The following is a 13,827-nucleotide window of genomic DNA, read 5'->3' on the forward strand; positions in this document are numbered from 1 at the left end:
TGGGTACTACAACGCCTCGGCCCGCCCGGGGCGTTTTTGTTTTGAGCTTTGCTTGGGAGCTACCATGTTTGTCCAGATTCTAGGTTCCGCCGCCGGCGGTGGTTTCCCACAGTGGAACTGCAACTGCGCCAACTGCGCAGGTTTTCGTGATGGCAGCTTGCGGGCCCAGGCACGTACCCAGTCGTCCATCGCAATCTCCGACGATGGCGTGAATTGGGTGCTGTGCAACGCCTCGCCGGATATTCGCGCGCAACTGCAAGGCTTTGCGCCGATGCAGCCCGGCCGTGCGCTACGCGACACCGGCATCAGCGCCATCATCCTGATGGACAGCCAGATCGACCACACCACCGGCCTGCTGAGCCTGCGCGAAGGCTGCCCGCACCAGGTGTGGTGCACCGACATGGTCCACGAAGATCTCAGCACCGGCTTCCCGCTGTTCCCCATGCTTACCCACTGGAACGGCGGCCTGGCCTGGAACCGCATCGAGCTGGACACCAGCTTCAGCATCCCGGCCTGCCCCAACCTGCGGTTCACCCCACTGCCACTGCGCAGCGCTGCACCGCCCTACTCACCGCACCGCTTCGACCCGCACCCGGGCGACAATATCGGCCTGATCGTCGAAGACCTGCGCACCGGCGGCAAGCTGTTCTATGCCCCCGGCCTGGGCAAGGTCGACGCACCACTGCTGGAGATCATGGCCGGCAGCGACTGCCTGCTGGTGGACGGCACAATGTGGGACGACGATGAAATGCAGCGCCGTGGCGTCGGCACCCGCACCGGCCGCGAAATGGGTCATCTGGCGCAGAACGGCCCCGGCGGCATGCTGCAAGTGCTGGAACAACTGCCCGAGCAGCGCAAAGTGCTTATCCACATCAACAACACCAACCCGATCCTCGATGAAGACTCCCCCGAGCGAGCCGAGCTGGTGCGGCGCAATGTCGAAGTGGCTTACGACGGCATGAGCATTGAACTGTAGGAGCGATCGAAATGACTGATACGCCGTTGACCACCGCCGAATTCGAAGCCGCCCTGCGTGCCAAGGGCGCCTTCTACCATATCCATCACCCGTACCACGTGGCGATGTACGAAGGCCGCGCGAGCCGCGAGCAGATCCAGGGCTGGGTCGCCAACCGTTTCTACTATCAAGTGAATATTCCGCTCAAAGACGCGGCGATTCTGGCCAACTGCCCTGACCGCGAGATCCGCCGCGAATGGATCCAGCGCCTGCTCGACCACGACGGCGCCCCCGGTGAAGACGGCGGCATCGAAGCCTGGCTGCGCCTGGGGCAGGCCGTCGGTCTCGATCCCGACCAACTGCGCTCGCAGGAATTGGTACTGCCCGGCGTACGCTTTGCGGTCGATGCCTACGTCAACTTCGCCCGTCGCGCCAGCTGGCAGGAAGCCGCCAGCAGTTCGCTGACCGAGCTGTTCGCGCCGCAGATCCACCAGTCGCGCCTCGACAGCTGGCCGCAGCATTACCCGTGGATCGACCCGACCGGCTACGAATATTTCCGCACCCGCCTGGGCCAGGCCCGCCGGGATGTGGAACACGGTTTGGCGATCACCTTGCAGCACTACACCACCCGCGAAGGCCAGGAGCGCATGCTGGAAATTCTCCAGTTCAAACTGGATATTTTGTGGAGCATGCTGGACGCCATGAGCATGGCCTACGAACTCAAACGCCCGCCGTATCACAGCGTGACCGACCAGCGGGTGTGGCATAAAGGGATCGCCCTATGAGCTTTGATCGCAGCAAGAAACCGACCTGGCGCCAGGGCTATCGCTACCAGTACGAACCCGCGCAAAAAGGCCATGTGTTGCTCTACCCCGAAGGCATGATCAAGCTCAACGACAGCGCTGCGCTGATCGGCGGCTTGATCGACGGCGAGCGCGACGTGGCGGCGATCATCGCCGAGCTGGATAAGCAGTTCCCCGGCGTACCTGAGCTGGGTGACGACATCGAGCAATTCATGGAGGTCGCCCGTGCAGAACACTGGATCACCCTTGCCTGAAAAACCGCCGATCGGCCTGCCGCTGTGGCTGCTCGCCGAGTTGACCTACCGCTGCCCGCTGCAATGCCCGTATTGCTCCAACCCGTTGGATTTCGCCGAGCAGGGCAAGGAACTGAGCACCGAGCAGTGGTTCAAGGTGTTTCGCGAGGCGCGGGAAATGGGCGCAGCACAGCTGGGGTTTTCCGGCGGTGAACCGCTGGTGCGCCAGGACCTCGCCGAGCTGATCGCCGAAGCGCGCAAGCTGGGGTTCTACACCAACCTGATCACCTCCGGCATCGGCCTGACCGAGCAGAAGATCAGCGACTTCAAGAAGGCTGGCCTGGACCATATCCAGATCAGCTTCCAGGCCAGCGACGAGCAGGTGAACAACCTGCTGGCCGGCTCGAAAAAAGCCTTCGCGCAAAAACTGGAGATGGCCCGGGCGGTGAAAGCCCACGGCTACCCGATGGTGCTGAACTTCGTTACCCACCGGCACAATATCGACAAGATCGACCGCATCATCGAGCTGTGTATCGCGCTGGAGGCAGACTTCGTTGAGCTCGCCACCTGCCAGTTCTACGGCTGGGCGCAGCTCAATCGTGTGGGTTTGTTGCCGACCAAGGAACAACTGGTGCGCGCCGAACGCATCACCAATGAATACCGCGCCAAGCTCGAAGCCGAAGGCCACCCGTGCAAGCTGATCTTCGTTACCCCGGATTACTACGAAGAACGCCCGAAAGCCTGCATGAACGGCTGGGGCAGTATTTTTCTGACAGTGACGCCAGACGGCACCGCCCTGCCCTGCCACGGCGCCCGACAGATGCCGGTGCAATTTCCGAATGTGCGCGACCACAGCATGCAACACATCTGGTACGACTCGTTCGGCTTCAACCGCTTTCGCGGCTACGACTGGATGCCCGAGCCGTGCCGTTCATGCGATGAAAAAGAAAAGGACTTCGGTGGCTGCCGCTGCCAGGCATTCATGCTCACTGGCGACGCCAGCAACGCCGACCCGGTGTGCAGCAAATCCGAGCAGCACGGCATCATCCTTCAAGCGCGCGAAGATGCCGAACACGCCACCCAGACCATCGAACAGCTGGCGTTTCGCAACGAGCGCAACTCACGCCTCATCGCCAAAAGCTGACGGCCTCAGCGCTTGGCGATGATGTATACCGCGTGAATGATGCCGGGGAAGTAGCCGCACAGGGTCAGCAGAATATTCAGCCAGAACGCGCCGGCGAAGCCCACTTGCAGGAACACGCCCAGTGGCGGCAGCAGGATGGCGATGAGGATACGAATGAAATCCATGGGTCAGCTCCAGAAAATCGGCTCGTGTGAGCCGTGTAGCTAATCGACCTTGGGGGTTCGTGAGGGTTCAGTGGGATCTGGCTTAGAGCCATCCATACCGACGTACACAAAAAAACGCCCCCAGCCAAAAGAATCAGGCTGGAGGCGCCGCGTATACCGCGAGACGGTTCAGGAAATTGGGGTTAAACGGCGATGCCCTTGCGGCATTGCAACTGCGCAGTACGCACGCGGGAGAAAGCGCGCGCCAGGCGCAGGAGCATTTCGTCGATGTTGCCTTTGCTGACGGTCAACGCCGGGGTAAAGCGCAGGCAATTGGGTTGCGGGGCGTTGAGGATCAGGCCTTCGTGCAGCGCCGCTTTTACCACTGCATCTGCAGAATCATCCGACAAGGTCAGGCCCCACATCAGGCCGTGGCCGCGCAGTTGGCCGTGGTCGTAGCGGTAGGCCAGGCGGGCAAGGCCTTCGCCCAGATGCAAGCCGGCTTCACGTACATGTTCAAGGAAGCCGTGCTCCAGCACCGTATCAAGCACCGCCATGCCGGCTGAGGCCATCAACGCGTTGCCGTGATGGGTGCCGTCCAGCTCGCCCAACTCGAAGCAACAGGCTTTGCCCCGCGCCAACAGCGCCGCCAGGGGTACGCCGCCGCCCAGGCCTTTACCCAGGGTGATGATGTCGGCGCGTACGCCGTATTGCTGTTCGGCAAGCAGGGTGCCGCAACGGCCAAGGCCGGTTTGTACTTCGTCCAGGATCAGCAGGATGCCCAGTTCACGACACAGGCGCTCAACACCCTTGAGGTAGTGCTCGGTGGCCGGGATCACGCCCGCTTCGCCCTGGATGGGTTCGAGCAGGATGGCCACGGTTTGCGCATCGACTGCGGCGTGCAGGGCCGGCAGGTCGTTGAAAGGCACATGGCTGAAGCCTGGCAGTTGCGGTTCAAAACGATTGTCCGGACCACCGGCCGAGGCCGACATCGCCGCGAAGCTGCGCCCATGGCAACCGCCGCCGGCACTGATGATGCGGTAGGCGCCACCGCGATGCAGTTGGCCCCACTTGCGCGCCAGCTTGATCGCCGCCTCACAGGCTTCCGCGCCACTGTTGAGTAGGTAGGCCTGGTCGCTGCCGGTACGATGGCAGAGCCGTTCGGCGAGGTTGAGTTGAGCACGGTTATGCAGGCCGTTGCCCGGGTTGATCAGCGCCTGGGTCTGGTCGGCCAAGGCCTTGATCAACACCTGTGGGCTGTGGCCGAGGCTGTTGGCAGCATTGCCTTGGCTGAAATCCAGGTAGGCACGCTCGTCGCTGTCCCACAGCCAGGAGCCCTGGCCGCGTACGAACACTTGCGGTGGACGCGCCACAGTGGGCATCAGGGATTCGCTCGACGCATCATCACGCGACTCGTCCAAAATCAGGTCATCCAGGCTGGGCGTCGGGCGGCGCATATTGAACAGGTTCACAGCTCCCCCCCAATAGCAACCGGACCTTGGTCGGTGCGACCGAGCATCAGTGCCTTGAGGTTTTTTGCCTTGCCTATGTAAACGCTATCTAAATAAACGCTATTCATTGCCCGATCTGGCCCTGTAAGCCCTGCGAATAGGCGCTAGACTAGGCGCCCCGGGGGCCAACGGCCATTTCGATTTTCCAGCTTTTTCGATAAGCAAATCTTATGGATTTCAAGCAACTGCGTTATTTCGTCGCGGTGTATGAGGAAGGCCACGTCGGCCGTGCCGCGGAGCGTCTGTCGATCTCCCAGCCGGCGTTGTCCCAGCAGATCCGCCAGTTGGAACAAAACCTCGACGTGAGCCTGTTCGAGCGCAGCAGCAAACGCCTGCTGCCGACCCTCGCCGCACACACCCTGTACAACCACGCGTTGCCGTTGATCGATGGCATGCAGCAAGCCGTCGAAGCCTTGCGCAACTTCAAGGGCCAGGCCATGCGCACCTTGGCCATCGGTGTGCTGCAAACCGTGCATACCAGCCTGGTCCCGCAAATGCTCGAACGGGTGCGCAAGGCCCAGCCACACCTGGTGGTGCAGATCTACGAGTTGACCGGGCTGGAGATTGAACGGCGACTGCTCAATGGCTCGCTAGACATCGGCATCAGCTACCTGCCGCCACGCCAGCCGGGCCTGCACGGCGCACTGTTGTATGAAGATGAGTTGAAGGTGGTCATCCCCGAGGATCACCCGTTGCGGGAATTCAAGAAAGTCTCGCTGAAACAGGCGGCCGAGTTGCCGATGTTGCTGCTGGGGGAAGAGTTTCAGGTCAGACAAATCTGGCAGGGCCAGTTGGCCAACCTCGGACGGCGCCCGCAGGTGCAGGCCGAGCTGAACACCATGGTGGGGATTCTCGACAGCCTGCCCCATTCCAAACTGGCGACGGTACTGCCGGGCCGCTCCCAAGACGAACACAACAGCAAGGCACTGCTGTGGAAACCCTTGAGCGAACCCAGGGTGCCGTTGAAAGTCGGTTTGGTGTGCCGTGATGCGCAACGCCAGCAGGCGACGGTAGCGCTGTTGCGCACGTTGCTGGAAGACGTGATGAATGCGCCGCAGGCAAGCGCCTGACTTTTTCGCGGGCAAAAGAAAACCCCGCCGAAGCGGGGCTTTGCAGACTGTTTCCCTGACATCCATTTCACTCCGCCATCCTGGCAGAATCCTACGTGTCCGTGTTGTTGCTTTGCGCTTCCTGCGCGACGTCCATGTGAAGTAGATTAACTGTGGATCCAATTTGGCGATAGAGGACGAATAGCAGCACGTCATGTAAGAGAATACTTACACGCCCTCTCCCCTTAAAACAGCGCCTCATCCAACAGGAACAGCGATTCACTACCGGCCTTTACCGACGCGTTCAGCGACTGGATACGCGGCAGCAGGCGGGCAAAGTAGAAGCGCGCAGTCCCCAGCTTGCTGGCGTAGAAGGCCTCCTCAGCCTCTTTGCCCAACGCCGCCTTTGCCATGCGCGCCCACATATAGGCGTAGGCCATGTATCCAAATGCATGCAAATACTCCACCGACGCCGCACCGATTTCATTCGGGTTGGTTTTCGCGCGATCCAGCACCCACGCCGTCAGTTCGTCCAGGGTGTCGACCGCCGCACTCAGCGGCTTGGTGAACTCCGCCAACTCGCCAGCGGCCGAGGCAATAAATGCGCGGATCTCGTCAGCGAACAAGGTGTAGAACGCCCCACCACTGCCAACAATTTTGCGCCCCATCAGGTCCAGCGCCTGGATGCCGTTGGTGCCTTCGTAGATCTGGGTGATGCGCACGTCACGCACCAGTTGCTCCTGGCCCCACTCGCGGATGTAGCCGTGGCCGCCGAACACTTGCTGGCCGAGCACGGTGGTTTCCAGGCCAAGGTCGCTCAAGAACGCCTTGGCCACCGGGGTCAGCAAGGCCACCAGGTTATCCGCACGCTCGCGGGCAGCCGGGTCTTCGCTGAACTTGGCGATGTCCAACTGCGTCGCCACGTAGGTGGAGAACGCGCGACCGCCTTCGTTCGCGGCCTTCATGGTCAGCAGCATGCGACGCACGTCCGGGTGGACGATGATCGGATCGGCCACCTTGTCCTTGGCCTGGGCACCGGTCGGCGCACGGCTTTGCAGGCGGTCACGCGCATATTCAATCGCGTTCTGATACGAGCGCTCACCGGACGCCAGGCCCTGGATACCCACCCCCAGACGCTCGTAGTTCATCATGGTGAACATCGCCGCCAGGCCACGGTTCGGCTCGCCCACCAGATAACCCACGGCCTGGTCGAAGTTCATCACGCAGGTCGCGGACGCCTGGATGCCCATCTTGTGCTCGATCGAGCCACAGCTCACCAGGTTGCGCGCGCCCAGGCTGCCATCGGCATTCACCATGAACTTCGGCACCAGGAACAACGAGATGCCCTTGGGACCGGCCGGCGCGTCCGGCAGCTTGGCCAGCACCAGGTGGATGATGTTTTCGGTCAGGTCGTGTTCGCCGCCGGTGATAAAGATCTTGGTGCCGCTGATCGTGTAGGAACCGTCCGCTTGCGGCTCGGCTTTCGTGCGAATAATCCCCAGGTCCGTACCGGCATGGGCTTCGGTCAGGCACATGGAACCGGCCCACTCACCGGAGTACATCTTCGGCAGGTAGGTGGCCTTGAGTTCTTCACTGGCGTGGGTATTGATGGAGACACAGGCGCCGGACGTCAGCATCGGGTACAGGCCAAACGCCAGGCTCGACGAGTTGATCATCTCTTCAACCTGGGCCGATACCGCCTTGGGCATGCCCATGCCACCGAACGCCGGATCACCGCCTACACCCACCCAGCCACCTTCAGCGTAGGTTTTATAAGCCTGCGGATAACCATCCGGGGTAAACACCGCTGTGTCTTGCCAACGGCAACCCTGCTCATCGCCACCACGGCTAAGCGGGGCGATGGATTTGGCAGTGACTTTGCCGGCTTCTTCGAGGATTGCCTCTACGGTTTCGGCATCAACGGTGTCTGCCAATGCCGGCAACTGAGCCCAAATGTCGGCGACCTCAAAGACTTCGTTGAGGACGAAGCGCATATCACGCAGCGGCGCTTTGTAATCAGCCATGGCAAACCTCGTGAGAACGTGAAAAGTAATTCGGTAAGGGTCGGTTTTACAGGCTCCGAGTGTACCCGAACAACTTTTCAGACACATAGGGTCCACTTGTGACTGGCCGGTATTTTTAAGTCATCACAACGCAAATGCCTCCGCAGGCAGACTCATCAGGCATTCGCTGCCCGCTTCTACGGCAGCGCGGTGGGTGGCGGTGCGGGGCAGCAGGCGCTTGAAGTAGAAGTCGCAGGTGGCCAGTTTGGCTTGGGCGAACGCGGCATCCTCGACCTGCGCTTGGGCGGCAACCGCCATGCGCAGCCACAGATAGGCGAGCACGATGTACCCGCTGTACATCAAGTAATCCACTGCCGCCGCGCCGACTTCGTCGGGATTCTTCATGGCCGCCATGCCCACTTTGGTCGTCAACTCGCCCCATTCCCCATTGAGTTGATTGAGTTGCGCCACATAGGCCTTGAGCTGGGCATGCTCGGCATTCGCCGCGCAAAACTTATGCACAATCCTGGTAAACCCGCGCAGCAACTTGCCCTGGCTACCCAGCACTTTACGCCCCAGCAAATCGAGGGCCTGGATGCCGTTGGTGCCTTCATAGATCGGCGCAATCCGCGCATCCCGCGCCAGTTGCTCCATGCCCCATTCGCGAATGTAGCCATGGCCGCCAAAGATCTGCATGCCGTGGTTGGTCACTTCAAGGCCGGTGTCGGTCATAAAGGCTTTGCAGATCGGCGTGAGGAACGCCAACAGGTCTTCGGCCTCCTGACGTTGCGCGGCGTCGCTGCTCAGGTGCGCGGTGTCGAGCAATTGCGCAGTGAAGTAGGTCAGCGCCCGGTTGCCTTCGTTGAAGGCCTTCATGGTCAGCAACATGCGCCGCACGTCGGGGTGCACGATGATCGGGTCGGCGGCTTTGTCCGGGGCCTTGGCGCCGGTCAAAGAGCGCATCTGCAGGCGGTCGTTGGCGTATTTGATCGCGCCCTGGTAACTCGCCTCGCCGTTGCACAACCCCTGCATGCCGGTGCCAAGGCGCGCATGGTTCATCATGGTGAACATGCAGTTGAGGCCCTTGTTCGCCTCGCCGATCAGGAAGCCCTTGGCTCCGTCGAAATTCAGCACGCAGGTGGCCGAGCCCTTGATACCCATCTTGTGTTCGATAGAGCCGCAATGCACCGCGTTGCGCTCGCCGGAATCGGCATGGAACTTGGGCACGATAAACAACGAGATGCCCTTGGTACCCGCCGGCGCATCCGGCAGCTTGGCCAGCACCAAGTGGATGATATTGGCGCTCATGTCGTGCTCGCCGGCCGAGATGAAGATCTTGCTGCCGGTCAGCGCATAGCTGCCGTCCGCCTGGGGCACGGCGCGGGTCTTGATCAGGCCCAGGTCGGTGCCGCAATGGGCTTCGGTGAGGCACATGGTGCCGGTCCATTCGCCGGCGGTGAGCTTAGTCAGGAAGGTGTCTTTCTGTTGCGCAGTGCCATGGGCGTGGATCGCTGACATCGCGCCATGCGTCAGCCCCGGGTACATGCCCCACGAGGTATTGCTGGAGCCGATCATCTCACTGAGCACCAGGCCCAGGGACTGCGGCAAGCCTTGGCCGCCGTAGGCCGGGTCCGCCGCCACGCCGTGCCAGCCGCCTTCGACATACTGGGCGAACGCTTCCTTGAAACCCTTGGGTGTGGTGACGACGCCGTTGTCGAAATGACAGCCTTCTTCATCACCGCTGCGGTTGAGCGGCGCGAGCACGTTTTCGCAGAATCTGGCGCCTTCTTCGAGGATCGCACTGACCATGTCGGGGCTGGCATCCGTCGCGCCCAACGCGGCGTAGTGGCCGTGGAAATCAAACACGTTGTCGATCAGAAAGCGCATGTCGCGCAGGGGAGCTTTGTAGTCAGGCATGGCAATGTCTCCGGCAGCAGATCGCTTCAACCTACTGCCGGCCAAGCCCTCGGACAATCACTGTAGCGCTGCTGAATACAGCGCCATTACTCAACCGGCAGCGCTTTGCGTGCGCACGGCGCCACGCCGGGTCTGCCCGGCCGCGATCACGCAATTGCGCCCCGCGCCCTTGGCGGCGTACAGCGCCTGGTCGGCAGACTTGAGCACTTCTTCGCTGGTACGTTGCTCAGCCTGACGCTCGGCCACGCCGATGCTGACGGTTACCGACACACTGCTGGCGCCATTGCCCACCCGCCGTTGGCGCCCTTGCTGATCGTCCTGGGGACGATCCGGGTTGCGCAGCTTGATGTCGTAGTTGGCGATGATCTCGCGGATTTCTTCCAGATGCGGCATGCACTCATCCAGGCTCTTGCCGGCAAACACCACAGCGAACTCTTCACCACCATACCGGTAGGCGCGACCGCCACCGTTGACCTTGGCCAGCTTGCTCGCCACCAGGCGCAGCACCTGATCACCCACGTCGTGGCCGTGGGTGTCGTTGAAGCGCTTGAAGTGATCAACGTCGGTCATCGCCAGCACGTAGTTGCGCCCCAGGCGCTGCATGCGTTCGTTCAGCGCACGCCGTCCGGGCAGGCCGGTCAGTTCGTCGCGGAAGGCCATTTGATAGGCCTCGTGGGCCACACCCGCGGCGATCATCAGCATCACCTGGCTGCACATGATGTTGAGGGTGAACGGCAGGATAAAGGTTTGCGGCAGCATCCAGAACAAACCGATAAACCCCACCAGTTGCGCGGCGTGCAGCGGGCGTGGCTGATACCAGTATTGCGCCACCAGGGTCAGGAAGCCGATCAGGAACATCGGGTACGACAACTGGATCAGGCTCATCCAGGCCCCATGCAACGCCGGCCAGCGGATCTCTGCCAGCCAGTTCAACAGCGCCTGGGGATAACTTTGCTCCAACGCCAACGCAACACTGCCTACGGCAAGCAACACAGCACAGCGTGCGACCAGGTCGCGGAACAGGTGGGTTTTTTCCTGCCATAACGCATAGATGCTGAACAACAGCGGCAAGAGCAGGCAACACAAATGGAACACCACGGCGGCGTCTTCACGCACGCGGCCATTGTCGCGGTAGTAGTCGGTCTGGGTATCGAGCAGGAAGTAGGCGATATACACCGTGATCATCAGAAACAGTTCGCGCTGGCGTCGATACACCGCGCAATACGAACCGCCGAGCAACAGCACCAGGGTCGGCAGCACGTTGAACAGCGAGGTGAAGAAGACGTTGAGGTCCTTGACGTACGCAGCCGAGAGCCCGGCCAGCAACAGCAGCAACGAAGGTAGGAAATGACTGAACCGTACAGCGGACACGCGTGACAAGGGTAAAACTCCGACCCGCAAAAGAATGATGGCACTGTGCCTCTGCGCGAACAGTTAAGCATAACCTGGCACGCATGTATCACATTGCCATCACTTTAACGGCAGCCAACGGCAATCCCTGAGCGCTGTACTGTGGTTTTTTATTGCCCAAAAAAAAGCCGCCGCTTCCGATAGGAAGCGGCGGCTCAGGAAGTGACCCGGTAAGGCTTAGTAAGCCAGGCCGAAGTCTTCTTCTTTCATGTCCATCAGGTTGTTGGCGCCCGACAGCATGGTGGCCACGTGGGTACGGGTACGCGGCAGGATGCGCTGGAAGTAGAAGCGCGCCGTCTGCAGCTTGGCCGTGTAGAACGCTTCTTCGGTGGTGCCGGCCGCCAGTTTCTCAGCCGCCAGGCGCGCCATGTCGGCCCAGAAGTAAGCCAGGCACGCGTAACCGGAGTACATCAGGTAGTCCACCGAGGCGGCGCCGACTTCTTCGCGGTCTTTCATCGCGGCCATGCCGACCTTCATGGTCAACTCGCCCCACTCTTTGTTCAGTGCAGCCAGCGGTGCGACGAACTCTTTGACCGCTTCGTTGCCCTCGTTGGCCTGGCAGAACTTGTGCACGATCTTGGTGAAGCCCTTGAGCGCTTCGCCTTGGGTCATCAGCACTTTACGGCCCAGCAGGTCGAGAGCCTGGATACCCGTGGTGCCTTCGTACAGCATCGAAATGCGGCTGTCGCGCACGTTCTGCTCCATGCCCCACTCGGCAATGAAGCCGTGGCCGCCGTAGATCTGCACGCCGTGGTTGGCGGACTCGAAACCGACCTCGGTCATGAACGCCTTGGCGATAGGAGTCATGAAGGCCAGCAGGCCGTCTGCCTGTTTCTTGGCTTCGTCGTCGGTGCCGTACTTGACGATGTCCACTTGCTTGGCGGTGAAGTACACCATCGCACGGTTGCCTTCGGCGAAGGCTTTCATGGTCAGCAGCATGCGACGCACGTCAGGGTGCACGATGATTGGGTCAGCAGCTTTGTCCGGTGCTTTCGGGCCGGTCAGGGAGCGCATTTGCAGGCGATCACGGGCATATTTCAGGCCGCCCTGGAAGCCGATCTCGGCGTGGGACAGGCCTTGCAGCGCGGTCCCCAGGCGAGCGGTGTTCATAAAGGTGAACATGCAGTTCAGGCCTTTGTTCGCCGGGCCGATCAGGAAACCGGTGGCCTGGTCGAAGTTCATCACACAGGTGGCGTTGCCGTGGATGCCCATCTTGTGTTCCAGCGAGCCACAGCTCACCGCGTTGCGCGTGCCGATCGAGCCGTCGGCGTTGGGCAGGAACTTCGGCACGATAAACAGCGAGATGCCTTTGGTGCCAGCCGGAGCGTCCGGCAGGCGGGCCAGTACGATGTGGACGATGTTGTCGGCCATGTCGTGCTCACCGGCCGAGATGAAGATCTTGGTGCCGGAGACCTTGTAGGAACCGTCCGCCTGAGGCTCGGCCTTGGTGCGCAGCATGCCCAGGTCGGTACCGCAGTGAGGCTCGGTCAGGCACATGGTGCCGGTCCATTCACCCGACACCAGTTTGGTCAGGTAAGCCTCTTGCTGCTCGGGGGTGCCGTGCTCGGAAATGGTGTTCATCGCACCGTGGGACAGGCCTGGGTACATGCCCCACGACCAGTTGGCGGTACCAACCATTTCGCTCACGGCCAGGCCCAGGGATTCCGGCAGGCCTTGGCCACCGTGCTCTACGTCGTGGGCCAGGCTTGGCCAGCCGCCTTCGACGAATTGTTTATAGGCTTCTTTGAAACCAGTAGGGGTTTTAACGCCAGACTCACTCCAGGTGCACCCTTCGATGTCACCCACGCGGTTCAACGGGGCCAGCACTTGCTCACAAAACTTGGCGCCTTCCTCAAGGATGGCGTCAACCATGTCCGGGGTAGCGTCCTGGCAAGCCGGCAGGCTCTGATAGTGCGCTTCATAGCCAAGCAGTTCGTCACGAACGAAGCGAATATCACGCAAGGGGGCCTTGTAGTCAGGCATAGCGATAAACCTCTGCTGATGTATCTGGAATGAACAACCGCGTGGAATTGTTGTGGCGGTCAAACAGGTGTTTGAAACATACGTTTACGACTTGGGGATGTCAAGACGCCGTTTGTCATGCGGCAAATCAATGGCGCGCACGACAGCGCCGTGGCGAGATGCCACTGCACAGGAAAGTGTAGAAGTTCAGAGGGTTGGCGCAGAACAAATGTGGGAGCTGGCTTGCCTGCGATACAGGCGCCGCGGTGCATCAGGAAGAAAAAGTAGAAGCTATCGCAGGCAAGCCAGCTCCCCCAGAAGAGCCAGCACGCCTGGGCGCAGAGGGGTCAAGCGAAGGTATCGATCAAGGTGCCGAGCATTTCATCCGAAGCCTTGGCGACTTTGGCGCCCAGCTCCACCTGAAACTTGCCTTCAGCCATCTCGACCATATTGCTCGCCGAATTCGACGGCTGGGCCCGGTCGTTGGCGCGCAGACGATCAAGCTGTGCATCCGATGGCTGGGTCGTCGCCGCGCTGGCGATCTTGCCGGCGGCCTGGTCGACACGGTTCTGCCCGGCCTGAATGGTGCTCAGTCCCGAATAAAACGCGCTGCTTCCAGAGATGTCCATGGCGTAAACCTGCCTTTATAGAATCGTGAGCCCTGATTGAAGCAGAGAAACCGGCAAAACACCCGTCA

12 protein-coding genes are annotated in these 13,827 nt (G+C 61.1%); 5 read left to right on the forward strand and 7 right to left on the reverse strand.

What is annotated here, in order from left to right; genetic code table 11:
• The first annotated feature begins 64 nt into the window (after positions 1-64).
• Genes pqqB through pqqE form a run of 4 tightly spaced genes read left to right on the forward strand, consistent with a single transcriptional unit; the run spans position 65 to position 3,135 of the window.
• On the forward strand, positions 65-976 hold the full coding sequence (pqqB, locus tag AC3ISR_RS25740; protein WP_192299819.1) for a pyrroloquinoline quinone biosynthesis protein PqqB: 912 nt from the start codon (positions 65-67) through the stop codon (positions 974-976).
• Positions 977-987: 11 nt separating this feature from the next.
• A complete protein-coding gene (gene pqqC, locus AC3ISR_RS25745) occupies positions 988-1,740 on the forward strand; it encodes a pyrroloquinoline-quinone synthase PqqC (protein WP_017739525.1) in 753 nt (250 codons plus the stop codon).
• Positions 1,737-2,012, forward strand: a complete 276-nt coding sequence (gene pqqD, locus AC3ISR_RS25750) for a pyrroloquinoline quinone biosynthesis peptide chaperone PqqD (RefSeq protein ID WP_003194772.1) — start codon at positions 1,737-1,739, stop codon at positions 2,010-2,012. Before pqqC ends, pqqD begins: the two co-directional genes overlap by 4 nt.
• Positions 1,984-3,135 (forward strand): pyrroloquinoline quinone biosynthesis protein PqqE, encoded by a 1,152-nt coding sequence (gene pqqE / locus AC3ISR_RS25755; protein ID WP_192299820.1) that lies wholly within the window; start codon positions 1,984-1,986, stop codon positions 3,133-3,135. Before pqqD ends, pqqE begins: the two co-directional genes overlap by 29 nt.
• A gap of 5 nt (positions 3,136-3,140) precedes the next feature.
• On the opposite strand, the gene AC3ISR_RS25760 is transcribed toward pqqE, so the two are convergent.
• Together AC3ISR_RS25760 and AC3ISR_RS25765 are read right to left on the reverse strand one after the other, a co-directional pair.
• The gene (locus AC3ISR_RS25760) at positions 3,141-3,299 is read right to left on the reverse strand and encodes a YqaE/Pmp3 family membrane protein (RefSeq protein ID WP_192299821.1); all 159 of its coding nucleotides are present in this window, start codon (positions 3,297-3,299) and stop codon (positions 3,141-3,143) included.
• Positions 3,300-3,481: 182 nt separating this feature from the next.
• Entirely contained in the window at positions 3,482-4,750 is a 1,269-nt protein-coding gene (locus tag AC3ISR_RS25765; protein ID WP_463984167.1) for an aspartate aminotransferase family protein, read from the reverse strand.
• A gap of 209 nt (positions 4,751-4,959) precedes the next feature.
• Here AC3ISR_RS25765 and AC3ISR_RS25770 point away from each other — a divergent pair, with 209 nt between their 5' ends.
• Positions 4,960-5,859 carry a LysR family transcriptional regulator gene (locus AC3ISR_RS25770; RefSeq protein WP_192299823.1) on the forward strand — a complete coding sequence of 300 codons (900 nt, stop codon included), beginning with the start codon at positions 4,960-4,962 and terminating at the stop codon, positions 5,857-5,859.
• A gap of 224 nt (positions 5,860-6,083) precedes the next feature.
• Here the strand turns inward: AC3ISR_RS25770 and AC3ISR_RS25775 are convergent, their stop codons facing one another.
• The 5 genes from AC3ISR_RS25775 to AC3ISR_RS25795 form a co-directional block, all read right to left on the reverse strand.
• On the reverse strand, positions 6,084-7,862 hold the full coding sequence (locus AC3ISR_RS25775; protein WP_192299824.1) for an acyl-CoA dehydrogenase C-terminal domain-containing protein: 1,779 nt from the start codon (positions 7,860-7,862) through the stop codon (positions 6,084-6,086).
• Positions 7,863-7,985: 123 nt separating this feature from the next.
• The gene (locus tag AC3ISR_RS25780) at positions 7,986-9,758 is read right to left on the reverse strand and encodes an acyl-CoA dehydrogenase C-terminal domain-containing protein (protein WP_192299825.1); all 1,773 of its coding nucleotides are present in this window, start codon (positions 9,756-9,758) and stop codon (positions 7,986-7,988) included.
• A 90-nt stretch (positions 9,759-9,848) separates the two neighbouring features.
• Positions 9,849-11,138 (reverse strand): GGDEF domain-containing protein, encoded by a 1,290-nt coding sequence (locus tag AC3ISR_RS25785; protein WP_192299826.1) that lies wholly within the window; start codon positions 11,136-11,138, stop codon positions 9,849-9,851.
• A 207-nt stretch (positions 11,139-11,345) separates the two neighbouring features.
• Positions 11,346-13,151 carry a phenylacyl-CoA dehydrogenase gene (locus AC3ISR_RS25790; RefSeq protein WP_192299827.1) on the reverse strand — a complete coding sequence of 602 codons (1,806 nt, stop codon included), beginning with the start codon at positions 13,149-13,151 and terminating at the stop codon, positions 11,346-11,348.
• A 326-nt stretch (positions 13,152-13,477) separates the two neighbouring features.
• Entirely contained in the window at positions 13,478-13,759 is a 282-nt protein-coding gene (locus AC3ISR_RS25795; RefSeq protein ID WP_192299828.1) for a pyrroloquinoline quinone biosynthesis protein PqqE, read from the reverse strand.
• Positions 13,760-13,827: the final 68 nt, after the last annotated feature.

Source organism: Pseudomonas sp. GL_117 (genome assembly GCF_057835125.1).